18 protein-coding genes, 1 pseudogene and 1 riboswitch are annotated in these 23,490 nt (G+C 71.6%); of the genes and pseudogenes, 7 read left to right on the forward strand and 12 right to left on the reverse strand.

Annotated features, from left to right (window positions below; all coding sequences use genetic code 11):
- Positions 1–5: 5 nt before the first annotated feature.
- From cobI to ACW4TU_RS35455, 10 genes are all read right to left on the reverse strand, one after another.
- Positions 6–737 carry a precorrin-2 C(20)-methyltransferase gene (gene cobI, locus ACW4TU_RS35410; protein ID WP_457420013.1) on the reverse strand — a complete coding sequence of 244 codons (732 nt, stop codon included), beginning with the start codon at positions 735–737 and terminating at the stop codon, positions 6–8.
- Complete coding sequence (locus ACW4TU_RS35415) at positions 734–2,287, reverse strand: cobyrinic acid a,c-diamide synthase CobB (protein ID WP_457420015.1); 1,554 nt, start codon at positions 2,285–2,287, stop codon at positions 734–736. The genes cobI and ACW4TU_RS35415 overlap by 4 nt, the downstream gene beginning before the upstream one ends.
- The gene (cobO, locus tag ACW4TU_RS35420) at positions 2,281–2,880 is read right to left on the reverse strand and encodes a cob(I)yrinic acid a,c-diamide adenosyltransferase (RefSeq protein ID WP_457420017.1); all 600 of its coding nucleotides are present in this window, start codon (positions 2,878–2,880) and stop codon (positions 2,281–2,283) included. The genes ACW4TU_RS35415 and cobO overlap by 7 nt, the downstream gene beginning before the upstream one ends.
- On the reverse strand, positions 2,880–4,904 hold the full coding sequence (locus ACW4TU_RS35425) for a putative cobaltochelatase (protein ID WP_457420019.1): 2,025 nt from the start codon (positions 4,902–4,904) through the stop codon (positions 2,880–2,882). The genes cobO and ACW4TU_RS35425 overlap by 1 nt, the downstream gene beginning before the upstream one ends.
- A complete protein-coding gene (cobN, locus tag ACW4TU_RS35430; protein ID WP_457420021.1) occupies positions 4,901–8,557 on the reverse strand; it encodes a cobaltochelatase subunit CobN in 3,657 nt (1,218 codons plus the stop codon). The genes ACW4TU_RS35425 and cobN overlap by 4 nt, the downstream gene beginning before the upstream one ends.
- Positions 8,554–10,077 carry a cobyric acid synthase gene (locus ACW4TU_RS35435; RefSeq protein WP_457420023.1) on the reverse strand — a complete coding sequence of 508 codons (1,524 nt, stop codon included), beginning with the start codon at positions 10,075–10,077 and terminating at the stop codon, positions 8,554–8,556. The genes cobN and ACW4TU_RS35435 overlap by 4 nt, the downstream gene beginning before the upstream one ends.
- Entirely contained in the window at positions 10,074–11,060 is a 987-nt protein-coding gene (locus ACW4TU_RS35440; protein WP_457420025.1) for a cobalamin biosynthesis protein, read from the reverse strand. Before ACW4TU_RS35440 ends, ACW4TU_RS35435 begins: the two co-directional genes overlap by 4 nt.
- Before the next feature lie 101 nt (positions 11,061–11,161).
- Positions 11,162–11,301, reverse strand: a riboswitch (cobalamin riboswitch).
- Between the two features lie 160 nt (positions 11,302–11,461).
- The gene (locus ACW4TU_RS35445) at positions 11,462–11,683 is read right to left on the reverse strand and encodes a hypothetical protein (RefSeq protein ID WP_457420027.1); all 222 of its coding nucleotides are present in this window, start codon (positions 11,681–11,683) and stop codon (positions 11,462–11,464) included.
- Between the two features lie 52 nt (positions 11,684–11,735).
- Complete coding sequence (locus ACW4TU_RS35450) at positions 11,736–13,010, reverse strand: inorganic phosphate transporter (RefSeq protein WP_457420029.1); 1,275 nt, start codon at positions 13,008–13,010, stop codon at positions 11,736–11,738.
- A 144-nt stretch (positions 13,011–13,154) separates the two neighbouring features.
- Positions 13,155–13,901, reverse strand: a complete 747-nt coding sequence (locus ACW4TU_RS35455; protein WP_457420031.1) for a lysozyme — start codon at positions 13,899–13,901, stop codon at positions 13,155–13,157.
- A gap of 197 nt (positions 13,902–14,098) precedes the next feature.
- On the opposite strand from ACW4TU_RS35455, the gene ACW4TU_RS35460 reads away from it, so the two are divergent.
- The 3 genes from ACW4TU_RS35460 (at position 14,099) to ACW4TU_RS35470 (ending at position 17,699) form a co-directional block, all read left to right on the forward strand.
- Entirely contained in the window at positions 14,099–14,821 is a 723-nt protein-coding gene (locus ACW4TU_RS35460) for a class II aldolase/adducin family protein (RefSeq protein ID WP_457420033.1), read from the forward strand.
- Positions 14,822–14,915: 94 nt separating this feature from the next.
- Positions 14,916–16,052, forward strand: a complete 1,137-nt coding sequence (locus tag ACW4TU_RS35465; protein ID WP_457420035.1) for an alpha/beta hydrolase family protein — start codon at positions 14,916–14,918, stop codon at positions 16,050–16,052.
- Between the two features lie 234 nt (positions 16,053–16,286).
- Positions 16,287–17,699 (forward strand): hypothetical protein, encoded by a 1,413-nt coding sequence (locus ACW4TU_RS35470; RefSeq protein WP_457420037.1) that lies wholly within the window; start codon positions 16,287–16,289, stop codon positions 17,697–17,699.
- A gap of 181 nt (positions 17,700–17,880) precedes the next feature.
- On the opposite strand, the gene ACW4TU_RS35475 is transcribed toward ACW4TU_RS35470, so the two are convergent.
- A complete protein-coding gene (locus tag ACW4TU_RS35475) occupies positions 17,881–18,294 on the reverse strand; it encodes a VOC family protein (protein ID WP_457420039.1) in 414 nt (137 codons plus the stop codon).
- A 147-nt stretch (positions 18,295–18,441) separates the two neighbouring features.
- Positions 18,442–19,332 (reverse strand): annotated as a pseudogene (ypfJ, locus tag ACW4TU_RS35480) (KPN_02809 family neutral zinc metallopeptidase).
- A 202-nt stretch (positions 19,333–19,534) separates the two neighbouring features.
- Here ypfJ and ACW4TU_RS35485 point away from each other — a divergent pair.
- The 4 genes from ACW4TU_RS35485 (at position 19,535) to ACW4TU_RS35500 (ending at position 23,442) form a co-directional block, all read left to right on the forward strand.
- Complete coding sequence (locus ACW4TU_RS35485) at positions 19,535–21,133, forward strand: ABC-F family ATP-binding cassette domain-containing protein (protein ID WP_457420041.1); 1,599 nt, start codon at positions 19,535–19,537, stop codon at positions 21,131–21,133.
- A 364-nt stretch (positions 21,134–21,497) separates the two neighbouring features.
- On the forward strand, positions 21,498–21,719 hold the full coding sequence (locus tag ACW4TU_RS35490; RefSeq protein ID WP_006123601.1) for a helix-turn-helix domain-containing protein: 222 nt from the start codon (positions 21,498–21,500) through the stop codon (positions 21,717–21,719).
- Positions 21,720–21,854: 135 nt separating this feature from the next.
- On the forward strand, positions 21,855–22,676 hold the full coding sequence (locus ACW4TU_RS35495) for an enoyl-CoA hydratase/isomerase family protein (RefSeq protein ID WP_457420043.1): 822 nt from the start codon (positions 21,855–21,857) through the stop codon (positions 22,674–22,676).
- A 265-nt stretch (positions 22,677–22,941) separates the two neighbouring features.
- Positions 22,942–23,442, forward strand: coding sequence for an Asp23/Gls24 family envelope stress response protein (locus ACW4TU_RS35500; protein ID WP_457420045.1), 501 nt, complete (start codon positions 22,942–22,944; stop codon positions 23,440–23,442).
- Positions 23,443–23,490: the final 48 nt, after the last annotated feature.

Consider the following 23,490-nt stretch of genomic DNA (forward strand, 5'->3'; position numbering starts at 1 on the left):
GTGGTTCACAACTTGCCGCCCCTGCCGCCGTCGCGGGGCGCGGGCGCGATGAGAGTGGAGAGGTACGGGAGCGGCGCACCGTCGAGTTCGGCGGCGGGCCGGATGGACTCGTCCTCCAGCCCCAGCGCCGACCCCCACACGGCGTCGCCGATCCGCCCGCTCTCCCGCAACGCCTCGGCGACCTCCTGGGCCTGCCGCCCGAACTTGTACGCCACGACAGTGCCCGGCCCGCCCAGAGCCTCCTTGAGCACAGCGGCCCCCGCGGTCACGGGCACGAGGGTGAGCGGCTCGGTCCCCTCGGTGAGCACGGCCCCCGACCGCGCCGCCAGATCCTGCATCGCGGTGATACCGGGCACGGTCTCGATGGCGGCGGACGGCACCAGCTCCCCGATCGTGTGGGCGAGATAGGTGAACGTCGAGTACACGTTGGGGTCGCCGATGGTCGCGAAGGCGACGACGGAATGCGCGCCGAGCAACTCGGCGACCCGGGCACCGGCGGCATCCCAGGCGGCCTCACGCCGAGCGTGGTCGGAGCGCTCGTTGAGCGCGAAGACGACCCGGACGATCTTCTCGGCGCCCACGTAGTGCAGCACGGTGGCCTCGGCCCGCCCCCGCTCAAGGCTGTCCATCACGGGTACGACGACCACATCGGCGGCCCGCAACGCGTTGACGCCCTTGACGGTCACGAGCTCGGGATCACCGGGCCCGACCCCCACACCAATAAGCCTGCTGCTCATGACGTCCGGCACCTCTCCACGAACCGACGGGCGACACCGGGCGCCGACGCCCAGTGCGTGTGCAGATAGCTCGCGTGCACACCGCGCTGTACAAATCCCTCGACCCGCCGGACCGGGTTACGCACGCCCCAGGCCGGCTCCGCCCCCGCCCCGGGCTCGACGACGGTCCGATGAAACTCGTGCCCCCGCATCCGGGTACCGGCCACCGCGAGGGAACTGTCGCTCACGGCCACGGCATCCCGATAGCCGAGGGTGAGCCGATCACTCATCCGGGCGGTGGCATCGAGCACCCCGCACATGGGCCGCCCGTCCAACTCCCGCCCCAGATACAGCAACCCGGCACACTCCGCGGCGACGGGCGCCCCACTCCCGGCAAGAGCGGCGACGGACTTGCGCAGGGGCTCATTGTCGGACAACTCGGCACCGAACACCTCGGGAAACCCGCCCCCGATGACCAACCCCCGTGTCCCGTCGGGCAGTTGCTCATCCCGAAGCGGATCGAACACAACAACCTCGGCCCCGGCGGCCCGCAACAACTCGACATGCTCGGCGTAGGAGAACGTGAAGGCGGCTCCGCCGGCGAGAGCGATCACAGGTGCCCTGGTGTGCCCGCCCGGAGTCCCCAGCCTGCCTCCGGCCACTTTTGAGGCGCCGCCCGGCATTTCCAGCCCGTCCGGCGCTTGAGGACGAGGCCCGTTCAGGGCCGTAGCGGGGTCTGGGGGCGCGGCCCCCGGTGGGGGTCCCCCCTCTGGGGGAGGGACGGGTAGGGGCGGCGGGGGCGAGGCTGCATCCTTCAGCGGCTCCGCCGCGGGCAGAACCTCACCCGCATCCCACCCCACACACGCCAACTCACCGGCGCCCCGCGCCAATCCCCACAGCGCCTCGAGATCGCACCCTGCCGAAACCTGCGCGGCCATGGCCGCAACGGCCGCCAGGGCGGCCTCCCGCCGCTCGGCAACCGGCACCAACCCCAGATGCCGAGAAGGCACATCCACCTGCGGAACCCGCCGAAGCACCCCCACCACAGGCACCCCCACCGACTCCAACGCCTCCCGCAGCATCTCCTCATGCCGGTCCGTCGCGACCTTGTTGAGGATCACGCCCCCGACCCGCACCTCCGGATCCCACGACACGAACCCGTGCACGAGCGCCGCCACGGACCGGGCCTGCGAGGACGCGTCCACCACCAGCACCACCGGCGCCCGCAGCAACTTGGCCACCTGAGCCGTGGACGCGAGCTCCCCCTCGCCCGCGGCCCCGTCGTACAGCCCCATCACGCCCTCGACCACGGCGATGTCACACCCCCGTGCCCCGTGCACGAACAATGGCCCGACCAACTCGGGCCCGCACATGTACGCGTCGAGGTTCCGCCCCACCCGCCCGGTGGCGAGCGCGTGATACCCGGGATCGATGTAGTCCGGCCCCACCTTGTGCGGAGACACGGCAAGCCCCCGCGCGGCGAACGCGGCCATCAACCCCGTGGCAACGGTGGTCTTGCCGCTGCCCGATGAGGGCGCGGCGATGACCAGCCGGGGCACAGATGTCACCACTCGATCCCCCGCTGCCCCTTCTGCCCGGCGTCCATCGGATGCTTGACCTTGGACATGTCCGTCACCAGATCCGCGAACTCCACCAGCTTCTCCGGGGCGTTGCGCCCGGTGATCACCACATGCTGGGTCCCCGGCCGGTCCCGCAGCACAGCGACGACCTCGTCGACGTCGACCCACCCCCAGTGCATGGGATAGGCGAACTCGTCCAGCACGTACAGCTTGTACGTCTCGGCGGCGAGATCCCGCTTGACCTGCTCCCAGCCCTCCCGGGCCTTCTCCTCGTTGTCGAGCTGCGCGTCCCGCTGAACCCAGGACCAGCCCTCGCCCATCTTGTGCCAGTCGACGGTCCCGCCCTCGCCGCTGGCCCCCAGCACCCGGAGCGCGTTCTCTTCGCCCACCTTCCACTTCGCCGACTTGACGAACTGGAACACCCCGATGGGCCACCCCTGATTCCAGGCGCGCAACGCAAGTCCGAAAGCGGCGGTGGACTTGCCCTTCCCGACTCCCGTATGCACGACGACAAGCGGCCGATTACGCCGCTGCCTGGTCGTCAGTCCATCTTCCGGTACGACACTCGGCTGCCCCTGCGGCATTACGCGGCCCTCCTCGAAGTCCCCTGCACATCCCTCACCAGACCGGCGATGGAGTCCGCCCGCAACTCGTCCAGCGTCACCGCCGTACCCCCGAGCTCACCCGCGAGCTGCCCGGCGAGCCCCAGCCGTACCGGCCCGGACTCGCAGTCGACGACCACGGAAGCGACCCCCTCGGCAGCGAACAGGCGTGCCGCCCGCCCGGCCAGCGCGACCGGCTCCGGGCCACCCGTGGCCCGCCCGTCGGTCACGACCACCACCAGCGCGCGCCGGGCCGGATCCCGCATCCGCTCCACCCGGAGCACGTCGTGCGCCTTCAGCAGCCCCGCCGCGATCGGCGTACGCCCACCGGTCGGCAGTGACTCCAGCCGGACGGCCGCCGCGTCCACGGACGAGGTCGGCGGCAGAGCGACATCGCCGGCCGCCCCCCGGAACGTCACGAGCCCCACCTTGTCCCGCCGCTGATACGCGTCGAGCAGCAACGACAGCACAGCGCCCTTGACGGCACTCATCCGCTGCCGGGCCGCCATCGACCCCGAGGCGTCGACGACGAACAGGACCAGATTCCCCTCGCGCCCCTCCCGAGTGGCCTGCCGCAGATCGTCCCGCCGCACCACCAGCCCACGCCCGACCCGTCCCCGCGCCCGCTGATGCGGCGCGGCGGCCTGCACGGTGGCCGCCAGGTGCAGTTTGGTGAGCGCCCCTCGAGGCCGCCGGGACCCCGTCGTCCGCCCCCGCTCGGTCCGCGCCCGCGACCGCCGCCCGGCGGCACCCTCACCCACACCGGGAACGCTCAGCACCTTGGTACGAAAGGGCTCACCGGCCCGTACGGGCTGCTGCTCCCCGGCACCACCCCCCGAAGCCTGCGGCTCCCCGCCCTCCCCGGCCTCGGGCTGCGCACCGGCGTCGCCGCCCTGCGGCCCGTCGGACTCCGGAGTCTGACCACCGCCACCGCCACCGCCGGGCCCGTCCGGCCCAGGATCGGGCTCAGGATCCTCATCCTCACCCGACCCCTGCCCGCCGAACTCCTCCAACGTCTCGTCGAGCTTGTTCTCGTCAAGTCCCGGCGCGTCAAAGGGATTCCGCCGCCGCCGATGAGGCAGAGCGAGCAACGCGGCCTGCCGAACATCCTCCGCGAGTACGTCGGTACGCCCGTCCCAGGCGGCCAGTGCGACCGCAGTCCGCGCCATCACGATGTCGGCCCGCATCCCGTCCACCTCGAAGGCGGCACAGGTGGCGGCGATCTGCCGCAACGCCCCGTCGCCCAGCCGCACGGACGGCAACAGCTCCCTCGCGGCCACGATCCGGGCCCGTACGGCGGACTCCTCGTCGGCCCACCGCGCGGAGAACCCTGCGGGATCGTCGTCGTACGCCAGCCGCCGCCGCACGACCTCCACCCGCTGATCGGGCTCCCGCGAGGCCGCGACCTCGACGGTCAGCCCGAACCGGTCGAGAAGCTGCGGCCGAAGCTCGCCTTCCTCGGGATTCATGGTGCCGACCAGCAGGAACTTCGCCGCATGCCGTACGGAGACACCTTCACGCTCGACGTAGGAGGCGCCCATCGCGGCTGCGTCCAGCAGCAGGTCGACGAGGTGGTCGTGCAGGAGATTGACCTCGTCGACGTAGAGAATCCCGCGATGCGCGTCGGCCAGCAGGCCCGGCTCGAACGCCTTCACGCCCTCCGCGAGCGCCCGCTCGATGTCGAGGGCCCCGACGAGCCGGTCCTCGGAGGCACCGACAGGCAGCTCGACCATCCTGGCGGCCCGGGACGCGTGGGCCCCGGTCTGGTGCGGCCCGTCGGGACAGGCCGGATCGGGTGCTCCGGGATCACACGAGAACCGGCACCCGGCGACGACATCGACCGCGGGCAGCAGCACCGAAAGGGCGCGCACGGCAGTGGACTTGGCGGTGCCCTTCTCGCCGCGCACCAGCACACCGCCCACCGCCGGCGAGACGGCGTTCAGCAGCAGCGCGAGCCGCAGGTCGTCCTGGCCGACAACGGCCGTGAACGGAAACGGGGTACTCACTTGTCGTCGCCCTCCAGATCGCCTTCGAGCTCCAGGTAGGTCGCGCGCAGCCGCTCGATCGTGTCGGCGTCCGGCTCGGCCCACAACCCACGGTCGGCGGCTTCCAGCAGCCGTTCCGTGATCCCGCGCAACGCCCACGGGTTGGACTTCTTCATGAAGTCACGGTTCTCGGGATCGAAGACGTACTCCGCCGACAACTTCTCGTACATCCAGTCGTCCACGACCCCGGCCGTGGCGTCGTACCCGAAGAGATAGTCCACGGTCGCGGCCATCTCGAACGCGCCCTTGTACCCGTGCCGCCGCATCGCCGCCATCCAGCGTGGATTGACCACCCGGGCCCGGAACACCCGGTGCGTCTCCTCGCCCAGCGTCCGCGTCTTCACCTGGTCGGGTGTCGCCGAATCCCCCACATACGCCTCGGGGCTCGCCCCCGTCAGATGCCGCACCATCGCGACCATCCCGCCGTGGTACTGGAAGTAGTCGTCCGCGTCGACAAGATCGTGCTCGCGCGTGTCGACGTTCTTCGCCGCCACCGCGATCCGCCGGAACGCCGTCTCCATGTCCCCCCGGGCAGCCCGCCCGTCCAGCCCACGCCCGTACGCGTAACCGCCCCACACCGCGTACACCTCGGCGAGATCGGCGTCCGACCGCCAGTTCCGCGCGTCGATCAACGGCAGCAAACCAGCCCCATAGGCCCCCGGCTTCGACCCGAAGATACGGGCCGTGGCCCGCCGCCGGTCGCCGTGCTCGGCGGCATCGGCGTCCACGTGGGCCCGTACGAAGTTGGACTCGGCCGGCTCGTCCAGGTCCGCGACCGCCCGCACCGCGTCGTCGATCAGCCCGACCACGTGCGGGAACGCGTCCCGGAAGAACCCGGAGATACGGACCGTGACGTCGATACGGGGCCGTCCCAGCTCGGCCACCGGCACCACCTCGAACCCGGTCACCCGCCTCGACGCGTCGTCCCACACCGGACGGCAGCCCAGCAGCGCCAGGATCTCGGCGATGTCGTCGCCCTGTGTCCGCATGGCCGACGTACCCCAGACCGTCAGACCGACGGACGTCGGGTACTCGCCGTTGTCGGTCAGATACCGCTGCACGAGCGAGTCGGCGAGCGCCTGTCCGACCTCCCAACTCAGCCTGGACGGAATGGCCTTGGGGTCGACGGAGTAGAAGTTGCGGCCGGTCGGCAGGACGTTGACGAGTCCGCGCGTGGGTGAACCCGAGGGCCCCGCCGGGACGAAACCGCCGTCAAGTGCCTTGAGGATGTGGGTGATCTCGTCCGTCGTACGGGCCAGCCGGGGCACCACCTCACGGCAGGCGAACTCCAACACCGCGACGGCGGCCGGAAGTTCGAGACCCAGCACGTCCCGTACGAGAGCGGGAACCGTCGTGGCCTCCCACGCCCGCTCCTCCATGCCCTCCGCGAGCCGCCGGCACAGCTGCTCCAGCAGATCGATCGCGTCGGCGGCCGAACGCGCCGGCCCCCCGACCAGATCCGTCAGTTCGACCGGCAGCTTCAGCGGAGCGCCCGGCTCGGCCAGCAGCTCCTTCTCGACCAGCCCGAAGTACTCGGCCAGGCAGGCCCGCAGACCCGGCAGCGCGTTTGCCGTACCGCCCCACACCTGCGAGGCACGCAGCACCGCCAGGACGAGGTTCACGCGCGGCTCGGCCTCCGGGCCGCCGCCGAGGATGTGCAGCCCGTCGCGGATCTGTACGTCCTTGATCTCGCACAGATAGCCGTCGATGTGCATGACGAACGAGTCGAACGCGTCGTCGTCCGGCTGGTCGTCCACATGCAGGTCGTGATGCAGTTCGGCCGCCTTGACCAGCGTCCAGATCTGCGCGCGCACCGCCGGCGCCTTCGTCGGGTCCAGGTCGGAGACGAGCGCGTACTCGTCGAGGAGCTGCTCCAGTTTCGCCAGGTCGCCGTACGTGTCCGCGCGCGCCATCGGCGGTACGAGGTGGTCGACGACCGTGGCGTGCCCGCGCCGCTTGGCCTGGGTGCCCTCGCCGGGGTCGTTGACGATGAAGGGGTAGACGAGGGGGAGTTCACCGAGCACGGCGTCCGGCCCGCACCCCTTGCTCAGCCCGAGTCCCTTGCCGGGCAGCCACTCCATGGTGCCGTGCTTGCCCATGTGGACGATGGCGTCCGCGCCGAACGAGGACTCCAGCCACCTGTAGGCCGCCATGTAGTGGTGGGACGGCGGCATGTCCGGGTCGTGGTAGATCGCGATCGGGTTCTCGCCGAAGCCACGCGGCGGCTGGATCATCACGACGACGTTCCCGAACTGGAGGGAGGCCAGGACGATGTCGTCCCCGTCGACGTACAGGTTGCCCGGAGGCTCGCCCCACGTCTCCAGCATCCCGTCCCGCAGCTCACCGTCCAGTTTGTCGAACCACGCCTGATAGTCGGCCAGCGGCACGCGCGCGGGCGCGGCGGCCAGCTGGTCCTCCGTCAGCCACTCCACGTCGTGACCGCCGGCCGCGATGAGCCGGTGGATCAACTCGTCGCCGTTGTCCGGGTATTCGGTGAGGGAGTACCCGGCGGCGCGCAGCGCGTCCAGCACCCGTACCGCCGACGCGGGCGTGTCCAGGCCCACCGCGTTGCCAACGCGCGAGTGCTTGGTCGGGTAGGCGGTGAAGACGAGCGCGAGCTTTTTGTCCGCGTTCGGCTTGTACTTCAACCGGGCGTGGCGTACGGCGATTCCGGCGACGCGGGCGGCCCGCTCGGGGTCGGCGACGTAGACGGGTACACCACCGGGGCCGTCCTCCTTGAAGGAGAACGGGACGGTGATCAGCCGGCCGTCGAACTCGGGGATCGCGACCTGCATGGCCGCGTCCATGGGGGAGAGGGCGGCGTCGGACGCGTCCCAGGTGGCCCTCGACGACGTAAGGCAAAGCCCTTGCAGCACAGGGACGTCGAGGTCGGCGAGCGCCCCGATGTCCCAGGCCTCCTCGTCACCGCCGGCCGACGCCTCCGAGGCGTGCGTGCCGCCGGCTGCGAGGACGGTGGCGATCAGGGCATCGGCGCCGGCGAGCAGCTCGTACAGACCCGGATCCGCCCCGCGCAGTGAACCGCAGTACACGGGAAGGGCGTTGGCGCCCCGGGCCTCGATCGCGTCGCACAGCGTGTCGACGAACCCGGTGTTGCCGCTGAGTTCGTGGGCCCGGTAGAAGAGCACCCCGATGGTCGGACGGCCGCTCTCCCGCGCGTACGAGCCGTGCACCCCGTACTCGGGCATCTTCTGCGGCTCGTCGAACCCCTCGCCGGTCAGCAGCACGGTGTCGGACAGGAACCGTGCCATCTCCACGAGGTTGGCGGGTCCGCCCTCGACGAGATAGCGCAGCGCCTCCGCGACCACTCCGGCGGGCACCGACGACTCGGCCATCAGCTCGGCGTCGGGAACCGTCTCCCCGCCGAGCAGCACGGTCGGCACACCGGACCTCTTCAGATACGCGAGCCCGTCCTCCCAGGCCCGCTTGCCGCCCAGCAGCCGTACGACGGCGATGTCCGCGCCCTCGACGAGCGCGGGCAGTTCCTCCGTGACATCGACCCGGGTCGGATTGCCGATCCGGTACGAGGCACCGGCAGCGGCCCGGGCCGCCAGCAGGTCCGTGTCGGCGGTCGACAACAACAACACTGTGCTCATGCGGGCGCTCCCGGTGGAATGAAAGGCAGTCCTTGCGGCGCGCCCGACTCGATGAGCCGCCAGAGCGCGTCGGTGTCCGCGTGCTGTTCGACGAGATCGCCGAGCAGGTCGAGCTGTTCCTCACGCAACCCGGCGAAGGAGGTGTCGGCGGCCGGTACGAAGCGGCGGCCCGCGGCGGCGGCCACCTCGCGCAGGAACGCCCGCCGGAACCCGTCGGACTCGAGCGAGCCGTGCCAGTGCGTACCCCAGACGCTCCCGACCCGGCACCCGTCCAAGAAGGTCTCCCCGCCGGTGACCTCGGCGACCCCGTGATGGATCTCGTACCCCTCGACCTGTTCGCCGAGGGCGGTGCCGACGGGCCGGGTGAGGGTCTTCTCCCGGGCGAACCGCACCCGTACCGGAAGGACCCCGAGCCCTTCGACATGGCCCTGTCGGCTCTCGACGTCGTCCTCGATGTGCTCGCCGAGAACCTGGAAGCCGCCGCAGATGCCGAGCACGGGCCGCCCCTCGGCTGCCCGGCGCAGGATGGCGTCCGCGAGCCCGCGCTCCCGCAGCCACGCCAGCGCCCTCACGGTTCCCCGGGTGCCGGGAATGACGACGAGATCGGCGTCGGCCAGTTCCTCCGGCCGGTCCACGAACCGCACCACGACGCCCGGTTCGGCGGCGAGCGCGTCCACGTCGGTGAAGTTGGACATCAGCGGGACGGCACAGACGGCGACCCGCAGCACGTCCTCCCCGACCGGCGGCGCGACGTTCGACTCCCGGACCGTCCCCCGCAGGGAGACCCGCAGCCCGTCCTCCTCGTCGATGCCGAGCCCGTGCCGGAAGGGCAGCACACCGTAGGTCGGCCGTCCGGTGAGCCCGAGCAGCATGTCGAGCCCGGGTTCCAGCAGGCTGACGTCACCGCGGAACTTGTTGACGAGGAACCCGGCGACGAGCGCCTGGTCCTCGGGGGACAGCAGGGCGACCGTCCCGAAGAAGGAGGCGAAGACCCCGCCACGGTCGATGTCGCCGACGACGAGCACCGGGAGCCGGGCATTGCGCGCGATTCCCATGTTGACGATGTCGGTCCGCCGGAGATTGATCTCGGCGGGAGAACCCGCCCCCTCACAGATCACCGCGTCATACGTGCCCCGCAGTTCGGCGAGGCACTCCAGCACGGTCCCGAGAAGTTGCCGCTGCCGCCCCCCGTGATACCCACGCGCACTCATCTCGCCCACCGGCTTCCCCATGAGCACGACCTGACTGCTCTGGTCGCTCCCCGGCTTCAGCAGAACGGGATTCATGAGCGCCGTCGGCTCGATCCGGCACGCCTGCGCCTGCATGGCCTGCGCCCGCCCGATCTCGGCGCCCTCACGCGTGACGAAGGAGTTGAGAGACATGTTCTGCGCCTTGAACGGCGCGACCTTGACGCCCTGTCGCACCAGCCACCGGCAGATCCCGGCGGTGACGACACTCTTGCCGGCGTCGGAGGTGGTCCCGGCGACGAGCAGCCCACCACCGAGGCTCTCGCCACTCATGAGATACGCCCCTTCGTGTTCATACGCCCGTTCATGCGCCTGTTCTTGCTCGTGTTCACGAGCAGCCGCGCGGCGACACTGACACCGAGGGCCAGCCAGGTGACGCGCCGCGACAGCCGTACGGCCCGTTCGACGTCGGGGACACCGACAGCCCGCCCGGACTCCGCGTTGAGTACGGGCCGATGCTCGACCCGCCCCCCGTAGGACAGCGTCCCGCCGAGCCGAACCCCCAGCGCCCCCGCGAACGAGGCCTCCACGGGCCCGGCGTTGGGACTGGGATGGCGTCGGGCATCGGCACGCCAGGCCCGGACGGCCCCGCGCGGATCACCGCCGGCGACGGCGGCGAGCACGGCGGTCAGCCGCGCCCCCGGCCACCCGGCGAGGTCGTCGAGCCGCGCGGAGGCCCACCCGTACCGCCGGTACCGCTCCGACCTGTGCCCGACCATCGCGTCAAGGGTGTTGACGGCCCGGAACCCGACCAGCCCGGGCACCCCGCCCAGGGCTCCCCAGACCAGCGCGCCCACGACGGCGTCGGAGGTGTTCTCGGCGACGGACTCGACGACGGCGCGGGCGATCCCGTCGGAGTCGAGGGCCTGCGGATCGCGTCCGCAGAGGTGGGGCAGCCGCTCGCGCGCCCTCTCGACGTCCCCGGTCTCCAGGTACCAGCCGATGGCCCGCGCCTCCCGGCCGAGGGAGGTGCCGCCGACGACGGCCCAGGTCGCGGCGGCGGTGAGTGCGACAGAAGCGGCACGGGACGGACGTACGACGCGACCGGCCGCCGTGGCAAGGGCGACGGCGCCTCCCACACACACGGCGGTGTGCAGCGCGCCCCACCCCCGGTGGTCCCGCCACAGCACCCGCTCGACGGCGCCGGCGGCCCGCCCGAACAGGGCGACCGGATGCCCGCGGCGAGGGTCGCCCAGGATCAGATCACCGAGAAGTCCGGCGGTGGCGCCGTACGCGAAGACGCGATCGGCACGCACCGGCTCAGCCGGCCGTGGGGTCGGGGAGCGACCTGGTGCTGTACCTCGAACGGCAGCCGAACATGGCGATATGTCCTCACTCAGGGTGTCCACGCCCTGGTTCGACGAGACCGGCGGCGAGAGTTCCTGGCTCCCGGGGTTACCTACCCCGGTGACAGTGGCGGGACCGCGCCGGATTCACACCGGCTTCCTCTTCTGCCGCCGTACATGGCTCCGGCAGTCCACCACGGGCCCGGAACACCCGTCAACTTGCCGTTGACCTGGAAAGGAGGACTGTGCTGAGCCCCACACCACGACCGGATCGAGGCGCCGAAAAAGCGCCCGCCCCGACCGTGACCACCAGTGAGGCGGCCACGGTCGGAGCGGGCGACGAAGAGGAGGTGTCCCGGTGTCCGGCCCTGTCAGGCCACGATCAGATAGATCCCGTACGCCACCACTGCCGCGCAGGCGGCGAAGCACGCGTACGCCCCGGTGACGGCCGGCCCCGCCGACTCGCCCTGCGCGACCGCCCGTTCGCGGCGCGAGAGTCCGACGATGCCCAGGGTGAACACGGCCACCATGGCCACGGTGATGACGAGACTGACGCCGAAGACGGAGCCGAGGGCTGCCCAGTCGATCTTCATGTTGCTTCCTTCTGCTTCTCGCTACGACAGGCCCTGGGGCCGGGAGCCGGACTCACAGGGCCGTGGCCGACGGCTTCGCCGTGACCTCGGCCGGGGACGGGATGGTCGCCGTCAGGTCCTCGGTGACGGAGACGGCGCCCACCGGGGGCGGGGTCACAGCGGCGATGGCCGTCGTGACGATGCCCGCGGGCTCGGCGTTCTCACCGGACTCGGTGGTCTCGCCCTCGACCTGGTTGACGTTCGTGTGGTCGATCACCTCGCGGCGCGACACGACCCAGATCGCCGTGCTCGAAGCGATGAGGAAGACGGCCACCAGCGCCGTGCCCCAGTCGCCGAGGCCGGTGACGTACTCCGCCAGCGCGCCGACGAGAGCCGCCGCGGGCAGTGTCAGCCCCCAGGCCACGAACATCCGGGTCGCCGTCGACCAGCGGACCACGCCGCCCTTGCGGCCGAGGCCCGCGCCCATCACCGAGCCCGACACCGAGTGCGTGGTGGAGAGGGAGAAGCCGAGGTGGGAGGAGGCCAGGATGACCGTCGCCGCGCTGGTCTGGGCGGCGAAGCCCTGCTGGGGCTGGAGGTCGGTCAGGCCCTTGCCCATCGTACGGATGATGCGCCAGCCGCCCAGGTAGGTGCCGAGCGCGATGGCCAGGCCCGCGGAGAGGATGACCCACACCGGGGGATCGGAGTCGGGGGAGACGGCGCCGCCGGCGACCAGGGCGAGGGTGATGATGCCCATCGTCTTCTGCGCGTCGTTCGTGCCGTGGGCCAGCGACACCAGGCCCGCGGAGGCGATCTGGCCGACCCGGAAGCCCTTCTCCGCCGCCCTGCCCTCGGCCCGCTCGGCGCTGAGCGTGTACGACAGCCGGGTGGCCAGCATGGCCGCCATGCCCGCCACCAGTGGAGCGGCGATCGCCGGGATCAGTACCTTCGTCACCAGCACGTCGCCGTGGACGGCGCCCGTGCCCGCCGAGGCGATGGTCGCGCCGATCAGACCGCCCATCAGGGCGTGCGAGGAGCTGGACGGCAGCCCGACCAGCCAGGTCAGCAGGTTCCAGAGGATCGCCCCGACCAGCGCGGCGAAGATCACCTCGGGACGGATACCGCTCTCGTCCACGAGGCCCTTGGAGATCGTGTTGGCGACCTCGACGGAGAGGAAGGCGCCCACGAGGTTGAGCACGGCCGACATGGCGACCGCGACCTTGGGCTTGAGCGCACCGGTCGAGATGGTGGTGGCCATCGCGTTGGCGGTGTCGTGGAAACCGTTCGTGAAATCGAACGCAAGCGCGGTGACGACCACGATCGCGAGGATCAGCGAGAAGCTTTCCATTTACCCAGATTTCTTCCGTACGGTATTGGCTCTTGGACCGTAGGTAACCTGGATGAACGGAAGATGAACTGACGGGGGATGCCGGGTGTCCGGGAGTGGAGCGCCGTTCCCCCCGAGCTTCCGGACGGGTGAGGCCCGTGCTCGTCACCCCTTCGCGAACCGTTTGAGCTGGGCCGACGACCCGTTGAAGAGGTTCTGGTCGCCCGGCAGCACCCCGCTGTTGTCGTACTGCCAGAACGTCCAGAACTTCCAGCCGCCCGATGGCAGCGCCCCCGCGTCGGACGCGTTGTAGCGGGCCAGCCACAGCGCGTGCTTCGAGGTGAAGGCACTGCTGCTGTTCGTGCAGGTGTTCCACCAGTGGGCGGTCGTGTAGATGACCGGACGGCGACCGGTGAGCCGGTCGACCTCGTTGCTGAAGGCCGTGATCCAACCGGCCATCTCCGCCTTGTCGAGGCCGTAGCACTTGTTCTTCCCGTACGGGTTGTACTCGACGTCGAGCGCGGGCGGCAGTGTCCAGCCGTCCGCACGCCAGGCCCCGCCGTTGCGCACGAAGAACCGGGCCTGGGTGATGCCGGACGACTTGTCCGGCAGGGCGAAGTGGTAGGCACTGCGGAGCAGGCCCGCGGCGCGTGAACCGTCGTACTGCCGGCTGAAGTACGGACTGCGGTAGGTGTGGGACTCGGTCGCCTTGATGTATACGAACGTGGCGCCCTTCGCCTTCGCGGACCGCCAGTCGACGTCCTTCTGGTGCGCCGAGACGTCGTGCCCCTTCGGCTCACCCGCCGCCGACACCGGAACCTCCGTCAGGACGGTCCCTCCGATGGTGATCGCCGCCGCGGTGGCCGCGAGGGCGCGGGAGCGACGGCGTAAGAGTCGGTGATCACGGGCCATGTGTCCCCCCGGAACGGCTGCGCGCGTGACAAATCTCCAGGAGGCTACTGGAAGATCAACCGATTTCCTGCGTTCCCCGGCCAAAGCGCACACACGCGCCGATGTACGCGCTTACGCGCCCTTACGGTCCCTGGGGTTCACCCCTACAGTGCCCTCGCCCGGCGCCGGTCCAGGGCCGCGCCTGGCAGGATCGGGGCATGGCTGAGCAGCGACGGGACGGACGTGACGTGCGGGACGACGTGCAGGGGGCGGGTGCGGCGGAGGGGCGCGCCGGGTCCGACGAGACGGCGCGCGCCTGGGCCGGGCTCGTCGCGACGGCCCGCCGCACGGTGGCCGACGGTCTGGTGGTCGGCACCTCCGGCAACGTCTCCGTGCGCGTCGGGGACACCGTCCTGGTCACACCGTCCGGCGTTCCGTACGACCGGCTCACCCCCGACGGTGTCGTCGGCGTCGACCTGACCGGCCGCCAGACCCTCGGCACCCTGACCCCGACGAGCGAACTGCCCATGCATCTCGCCGTCTACCGCGCCACCGACGCCCGTGCCGTCGTCCACACCCACGCCGTCCACGCGACCGCCGTCTCGACGCTCGTGCGGGAGCTGCCGCTGATCCACTACATGGCGGGCGACCTCGGCGGCCCCGTCCGAGTCGCCCCGTACGCGACATACGGCACGGAGGAGCTGGCCGAGAACGTGCTCCGGGCCCTGACCGGCCGCGCCGCCTGCCTCCTGCAGAACCACGGCACACTCGCCCACGGCGCCACCCTCGACCAGGCGTACGACCGCACCGCCCAGCTGGAGTGGATGTGCCGCGTCTGGCTGACGGCGTCCTCCCTGCCCGGACTGTCCCCGACGCTGCTGTCGGAGGAACAGGTCAGAGAGGCGGGGGAGCGGCTCAAGGGATACGGGCAGCGGAGGTAGTGAGCGCGGGGGTAAGGGGGGAGAGGCCCCACTCCCACTCCGTTCGCCCACTCGCCCACTGGCCGTCGGAGCGCTCCGCAAGGAGACTGGATCCGTGCGCCCAGTCACCGCGACGGCCGCTGCCGTCACCGCAGCCCTGGCAGCAGGCGCCGCCAGTGTCGCCGCCGGCCGCTACGCCAGCGACGCCGCCCTCAAGGCGCCCCCGGGCAGGCCCCTGCCCACCGAACCCCGGCTCACCGTGCACTCCACCGCCGCCGGCCGGGTCGTGCTCACCCGGGCCCTGGCCTCCCAGCGCCCCGGCACCTACGGTCTCGTCGGTGACGGGACCCACGCGGTCGTCGGTCCCGTCCTGGACCACGCGGCCCACTCCGCCGACACCGTCGTACGCCGCCTCGAACGGGTCACCCACGGCACCCTGGAACCCCGGGGCAAGGTCTGGCTCACCCCGAACCTGCACGTCGGCGATCCCGGCACCGCGCTCGGACTCGACCACCTCGACATCGAGATCCCCGGCGAACTCGGTGCCCTGCCCGCGTGGTTCGTGCCCGGGGCCCGCAGCACCTGGGTGATCACCGTGCACGGCCTCGGTGCCACCCGCGAGCACCCCCTGAACGTCCTGCCGTTCCTGCACCGCCGGCGCCTCCCGGTCCTCGACCTCGCCTACCGGGGCGATCCCGGCGCGCCCCGGCCCCAGGACGGCCTCGGTCACCTCGGCGAGACCGAGTGGCGCGACCTCGACGCGGCGATCCGGTACGCCCTGAGCCACGGCGCCGAGCGCGTCGTCCTGTACGGCTGGTCCACCGGCGCCACCATGGCCCTGCGGGCCGCCGCCCACTCCGCGCTGCGCGACCGGGTCTCCGGGCTGGTCCTGGACTCGCCGGTGCTCAGCTGGGAGACCACCCTGCGCGCCCTCGCCACGGCCCGCCGCACCCCGGGAGCGCTGCTCCCGCTGGCCGTGCGCGCCGCCCAGGGCCGCACCGGTCTGCACGGTGGCCCCGAGGGACCCGCCGCCCGTGCCGCCGACCCCGCCCGGCTCACCGTCCCGGTCCTGATCCTCCACGGCCCCGCCGACACGATCGCCCCCTGGGGCCCCTCCCGCCGTCTCGCGGCCCGCCGGCCCGACCTGATCACCCTGCACCCGGTCCAGGACGCCCCGCACGGCGCGATGTGGAACGCGGACCCGGCGACGTACGAGGAAACCCTGCGCCGCTTCCTGACCCCGCTGATGTAGGCGACCAGGCCACCCCGCCGTCGGCGGTCCCGCAGTCGCCCGTCATGCGAAACGCCAGGTCCGCGGCCCTTCGTCCACGCGCCGCCGCACTACACGCTCCCTTCCGTTCAAGCCTGGACCACTGGCTTGAACACCCCCCTGGACCCCTGCCCGAACCCCTTCCCCCGGCCGGCCCTGCGGCCCGCCGTGACATTCCGTTTGGGTTTTCGGACCGTCAACCGGAAGACTGCACCCGTGACGTCCCGTATCCCGCGCGACTCCAGGCTTCGACTTGTCCGCCCGCGACCCCTGGCCGCCGCCCCACGAGCGATGAACCAGCGGCGCTCGCGCCGCCCCGCCCCGCGTCCGCCCGAGGGCACACCCGCCCCGGCGGAACTGGCCAGAATGGCCCGCTCCGGTCTGGCCGGCGCGGCCCGCGTGGCCCGCTGGGCCGACCCCTCCCTGCGGCCCGGCCACGACGGCGGGTCCTCCGACGGCAGGGGCACCCTGTCCGACGCCACCGCCGAACGGGCAGCCTCCGAACTGGGGCTGACCCCGGATCAGGTCCGCCACGACTGGGACACCGCCCGGCTCGCCGGCCTCGTCGAGGTGCACGGCGACATCGCCCGCCCCGGCTGGCGCCTGCGCGCCTGGAACCGTGACGACAGCGCCGTACTGCGCGGCTGGGTCGCGCTCTTCGACGCCTGGTCGATCGCCCACCCGGAGGAGGCGGACCACGAGCCCGCCGCCGTCGCCGAGGTCGTCTCCGCGATGCCCCAGGTGCTCTCCTTCCTCCAGCTGTCCGCGGGACCCGTCCCCATGGAGCAGCTCCTGGACCTCCTGGAGCAGCGGGTCACGGAACTGCGCACCGAGCGCTGCGAGATCCCCTACGGCCCCCAGCCCGAGCCGGTGTCGCAGCAGCCCGAGGCGACCCCCGTCGAAGACACCCCGCTCGCCCCCCTCCTCGACTGGGCCCTGCGCGCCCTGGCCTCCGTCGGCGCCCTCACCTACGGCGACGGCCATGCCACGCTCACCCCGCTCGGCAGCTGGGCGGTGTGGGTCAAGCTGGAGCAGATCTGCGTCGCCGCGCAGAGCCCGGCCGGCAACATCGAGCAGAACGCCGAGGACATGCTGCGCGGCTGCTCCCAGCTGCGCCCCAACGCGGCCCGCGCCGAGTACCGGGCCTGGCTCGCCGCCCGCCCCGTCGGCAGCGCGGTCGCCGAGCTCCTCGACGCCGCCCGCGGTGAGGACGCCCTGCTGCGCGGTCTCGCCTTCGAGGCGCTGCGCGTGGTCGGCGGCCCCGCCGAGCCCGACGTGCGCGCCGTGACGGAGAAGACCCCGCTGCGGCCCTACGCCCTGCTGTGGCTGGCCGAGCACGACGGGATCGACCCCGAGGACGCCCACGAGGTGCTCACCCGCGAGGAGGCCACCTGGATGTGGGTCGACACCGCCGCTGCCGTCGCCGACCACGGCGAGGCGCCGCTGCTCGTCCGCCATCTGGAGTCCGCGGTGCAGCCGACCATCCCCGCGCTCCTCGACGAGGTGCGCGCGGTCGGCCACCCCCGCACCGTCCAGGTCCTGGTCGCCCTCGCCGCCGCCCACCCCGACCCGGCCCTCGCCAAGGCCGTACGCCGCGCCGCCTTCCAGGTGCACACCGGAGGCAGCTGAAGGCTCCGCCGGCTGTGCGGTCGGTCTGTCGCGGGCCGGTGCAGCCCGGCCGCGCCCACGCGGCGGAGCCGCACTGCCACAGTCGCCCGCCCTCGCGGGCCGCGGTGGCGCGCCGGGCTTCCACCGAGGCCGCGCAGCCGTACCGCGCGGCGGCCTCGGGCTGCCCTGGGGGAGGACGGGGTCAGGCCTGTATCTCGGGCGCGTACGTGCCGAAGCTCCAGATGTTGCCCTCGATGTCGCGTGCCATGTAGTCGCGCGAGCCGTACTCCTGGTCCGTCGGGGGCATCAGGATGTCCGCGCCGTGCTCCACGGCCTGCAGGTGGTGTGTGTCGACGTCGTCCACGACGACATACACCCCGCACGGGCCCGCGTCCTTCATCGCCGTGTCGAAGACACCGCCGCGGCCCTTCGAGCCGAGCATCACCGCGCCGTTGCCCTGCACCAGCTCGGCGTGCAGCACCGAGCCGTCCTCCCCCTCGTACACCGACGCCTCGGTGAAGCCGAAGGCCTCTGTGAGCTGCCGGATCGCCGCTTTCGCGTCCGCGTACACCAGTGTCGGGTAGACGCTGGGACGCCCGCCGCCCGTGCCTGCCATGCCCATCACACTCCCTGGGTCCCGCTGCCGGAAAACCGGAGACCGGACAACCGGAAACCGGAAAAAATGGCCTGCGCCCAGTCTTGCACCAGCCACTGACAACGCCCTGGAAAGCAGCCCCGCGCCCGCCCCGTTCCGTCGCCCCGCTCAGCGGAACGTGTCGCAGCGTGCCGTGTCCCCGGTGCGGTACCCCTCGCGGAACCACTGCTGCCGCTGCTTCGCCGAGCCGTGCGTCCATGTCTCCGGTGTCACCCGGCCCTGGAAGCGCTCCTGGATGCGGTCGTCGCCCACGGCCGCCGCCGCGTCCAGGCCGTCCCGGATGTCGGCGTCCGTGAGGCTGGTGATCAGCGGGCGGCCCGTCGGCTCGTCGTTCGTCGTGGTCGCGTGGTGTGCCCACACGCCCGCGTAGCAGTCGGCCTGGAGCTCCACCCGTACCGCGTTGCTGTTCGCGCCCGTACGGCCGTCCTGGGACCTGCCCAGGGTGCCCATGAGGTCCTGGACGTGATGCCCGTACTCGTGCGCCACCACCTACGCCTGTGCGAACGGACCGCCGCCGGCATCGAACGTCGTCCGCAGCTCGTCGAAGAAGCCGAGGTCCAGATAGACCTTGCGGTCGCCGGGACAGTAGAACGGGCCCACCGCCGAGGTCGCCGTGCCGCACGCGGTGCCCACCCGCTCGCTGAAGACCACGGTCGGCGACCGCGTGTACGTGCCCGGGCCGCGTGTGAACTCCGCGTCCCAGAAGTCCTGGACGCTGCCCACCACCGCCACGATGCGGCAGTCGTCCCTGGTGTTCGCGTCCCGGCCGGTCCGGCAGGTCTGCTGCACCCGCGCGAGGGAGGAGGCGGTCGCCGTGGGCCCTTCGCCGCCGGAGGACAGGCCCAGCTGGTCCGGGCCGACACCGAAGAACAGCCCCAGCAGCAGCGCGAGCAGGACGCCGATGCCACCCCCGACGGTCGCCCTGCCACCCGGGACACGGCTGCCGCGTACGTCCTGCACCTCGGAGGTGTCGCGATCGGCGTCGTCGTCGAACTGCATGGCGTCATCCTGATACGCCGCCTGAGCTGCGGCGTCGGACGGAGGTCCGAACGGGGGACCCGTCCCGAACACCAGCACGCTGGGAAAGTGCTTGCACGACCCCGTTAGACTGGCCCCATGGCCCTTCTCCTCGCGCATTAGACGGCGGGAACGTCCTCAGCCGCCCAACCCGCCAACAACAACCCCCGCCTGGAGTCTGTCCGTGATCTCCGCCTCCGGTATCGAGCTGCGCGCCGGTGCCCGTGTCCTCATCGAGTCCGCCACCTTCCGCATCACCAAGGGCGACCGCATCGGCCTGGTCGGCCGCAACGGCGCCGGCAAGACGACCCTCACCAAGGTCCTCGCGGGTGAGGGCATCCCCGCGGCGGGCCAGATCGCCCGCTCCGGCGAGGTCGGCTACCTCCCCCAGGACCCCCGCACCGGCGACCTGGACGTACTGGCGAGCGACCGTATCCTCTCCGCGCGCGGGCTGGACGCCCTGATCCGCAAGATGCGCGAGAACGAGCAGCGCATCGCCAACGGCTCGGGCGCCACACGCGAGAAGGCCATGCGGCAGTACGAGCGCCAGGAGACGGAGTTCCTCACCAAGGGCGGCTACTCCGCGGAGGCCGAGGCGGCCACCATCGCCGCCGCGCTCAACCTGCCCGACCGGGTGCTCGGCCAGCCCCTGCACACGCTCTCCGGCGGTCAGCGCCGCCGTATCGAGCTGGCCCGCATCCTCTTCTCGGACGCGGACACCCTGCTCCTCGACGAGCCGACCAACCACCTCGACGCGGACTCGATCGTCTGGCTGCGCGACTACCTGAAGACCTACCGCGGCGGCTTCATCGTGATCTCCCACGACGTCGACCTGGTCGAGACGGTCGTCAACAAGGTGTTCTACCTGGACGCCAACCGGGCCCAGATCGACGTCTACAACATGGGCTGGAAGCTCTACCAGCAACAGCGCGAGGCCGACGAGAAGCGCCGCAAGCGCGAGCGCCAGAACGCCGAGAAGAAGGCCGCCGCGCTGAACGCGCAGGCCGACAAGATGCGCGCCAAGGCCACCAAGACGGTCGCCGCGCAGAACATGGCCAAGCGTGCCGACCGGCTGCTCGCCGGGCTCGACGCGGTCCGGGTCTCCGACAAGGTCGCCAAGCTGCGCTTCCCCGAGCCCGCGCCCTGCGGCAAGACCCCGCTCATGGCGGAGGGCCTGTCGAAGTCGTACGGCTCCCTGGAGATCTTCACCGACGTCGACCTGGCCATCGACAAGGGCTCCCGCGTCGTCATCCTCGGCCTGAACGGCGCCGGCAAGACGACCCTCCTGCGCCTGCTCGGCGGCGCCGAGAAGCCCGACACCGGAGAGGTCATCGAGGGCCACGGCCTCAAGCTCGGCTACTACGCGCAGGAGCACGAGACCCTCGACCCCGAGCGCTCGGTCCTGGAGAACATGCGCTCCGCCAACCCCGACCTCGACCTGGTCGAGGTCCGCAAGACGCTCGGCTCGTTCCTGTTCTCCGGCGACGACGTCGACAAGCCCGCCGGCGTGCTCTCCGGCGGCGAGAAGACCCGCCTCGCGCTCGCGACCCTCGTGGTCTCCTCCGCGAACGTGCTCCTTCTCGACGAGCCGACGAACAACCTCGACCCGGCCAGCCGCGAGGAGATCCTCGGCGCGTTGCGCACGTACAAGGGCGCCGTCGTTCTCGTCACCCACGACGAGGGCGCCGTACACGCGCTCCAGCCGGAGCGGATCATCCTGCTGCCGGACGGCGTCGAGGACCTGTGGGGAGCCGACTACGCGGACCTGGTGGCACTCGCCTGACCGCTCCTCGGTGCTCACGGTCGCGTGATCGAATCGCTGATCCACTTCCTCTGGATCATTCGGCCGATCCGTGATCCATCATCTGAGTGAGATCTCCTCATACCGAGGTGTGTCCTACATCCATTTCACGGCCGGGCCCTTCATCGACAAGGGCCCGGCCGTCGCGCGTTCCTGACCAGGCACTTCGCGGAACAACTCGTTCGGCCGTACGGACAAGCCCGTGCGGAATTTCTGATTCCGCTTGTGGGGACGTGCTCCTGTCGTCAAAACCTTGTCTCACGGACCTTGCCGAATGGGTGGCCATGAGGCGCTTGAGGGGTGATCATGAGAGGACCAGAGCGCACTTCCGCACGAGGAGGCACGGGTGGCCGAGACTCTGAAGAAGGGCAGCCGGGTAACCGGCGCCGCGCGCGACAAGCTCGCGGCAGACCTGAAGAAGAAGTACGACTCCGGTGCGAGCATTCGAGCGCTGGCCGAAGAAACCGGTCGCTCGTATGGCTTCGTACACCGGATGCTCAGCGAGTCGGGCGTCACGCTCCGTGGTCGGGGCGGGGCGACACGGGGCAAGAAGGCCGCTTCGGCCTGATCCCCGACGACTCGTCGGCTTCGATGGTGACCACCCGGTCGGTCTGCTGACCCGCCGGGTGGTTACTGTGCAGTCACTTAGGTGCGTCCCGCAGGGGTCCGCATCTGATCCGACCGCACTCATCGGAGGCGCCCCATGGCTTCGCTCGACCAGGACGTTGTTGGCCAAGGTCCCGAAGTTTCCGTACTCGACAAGGACGGCGTACGGCTCACCGTCGACGACGCGGTCGCCACGGTGACGCTGTCCAACCCGGCCAAGCGCAACGCGCAGAGCCCCGCTCTGTGGCGGGCGCTGGCCGAGGCGGGCCGGCTGCTGCCGGGCACCGTGCGTGTCGTCGTGCTGCGCGCCGAGGGCAGGTCGTTCTCGGCCGGACTCGACCGACAGGCGTTCACGCCCGAGGGGTTCGACGGCGAGCCGTCGTTCATCGAGCTCGCGCGCAGCGACGACGCCACCCTGGACGGCACCATCGCCGAGTACCAGGAGGGCTTCACCTGGTGGCGGCGCAGTGACCTCGTGTCCATCGCCGCCGTCCAGGGACACGCCGTCGGCGCGGGCTTCCAGCTCGCGCTCGCCTGTGACCTGCGCGTCGTCGCCGACGACGTGCAGTTCGCCATGCGCGAGACCAGCCTGGGCCTCGTCCCCGACCTGACGGGCACCCATCCGCTCGTCGGCCTCGTCGGCTACGCCCGCGCGCTGGAGATCTGCGCGACCGGCCGCTTCGTCCAGGCCGAGGAGGCCGTGAACACGGGCCTCGCCAACATCGCCGTACCGGCCGAGCGGCTCGACGACGCCGTACGCGAGCTGCTCGCCGCGTTGCTCGCCGCGCCCCGCGACGCACTCGTCGAGACGAAGGCGCTGCTGCGCGGCGTCCAGGGCCGGTCGTACGACGAACAGCGCACCGCCGAACGCGCTGCCCAGGCCCGCCGACTGCGGGACCTGGCGGGCGTCGGCGACTGATCCCTGCCCGCACACGCTCCTCAGGGGCCCCTGCCGGTGGGCGGTGGCCCCTGTTCTCCGTCTGTGGCGCACCGGCCCGCCGTTCGAACCGAGCGGCGGGCAGCTCTGGTCGCGGTCGCCGACGGCCGCGTCTCCGCGGCGATCGGGCCCGGCTCCCGGACCGTCCGCCCACGCCCGCATCGCCTGCCTGCCGCATCCCCGGCGCGCGTCCGCCCGACCCCGCCTACTGTGGGCCGTGGAGGACGACCGAAAGGGATCTACGGCGATGACCGACATGACCGGGCGGAACCGGCCCGAGCAGCCCGAGAACGAGGGCGACGAGTCGTCGGCCTCGCAGCTCCGGAAGACGAACGTCACCCGACGCGGCGGCGGCGACCCCGCCGACCGGGGACGCACCACGATCGCCGACGGAGTCGTCGAGAAGATCGCCGGGCTCGCCGCCCGTGACGTCGTCGGCGTGCACGCCATGGGCAGCGGCCTGTCCCGGACCTTCGGCGTGGTCCGCGACCGGGTGCCGGGCGGTGCCTCCAAATCGGTCGGTCGCGGGGTGAAGGCCGAGGTCGGTGAGGTGCAGACCGCCCTCGACCTGGAGATCGTCGTCGAGTACGGCGTCTCCATCGGCGACGTCGCCCGGGCCGTGCGCGAGAACGTCATCGCGGCCGTCGAGCGCATGACCGGCCTGGAGGTCGTCGAGGTCAACATCGCGGTGACGGACGTCAAGCTGCCCGAGGAAGAGGAAGAAGAACCCGGACCCCGGCTGCAGTGACGGATTCGGGGCATCGGAAAGGGACCGGAGAAGGACCGGGAAGGCAGG

It is taken from the genome of Streptomyces kryoterrae (genome assembly GCF_054072135.1).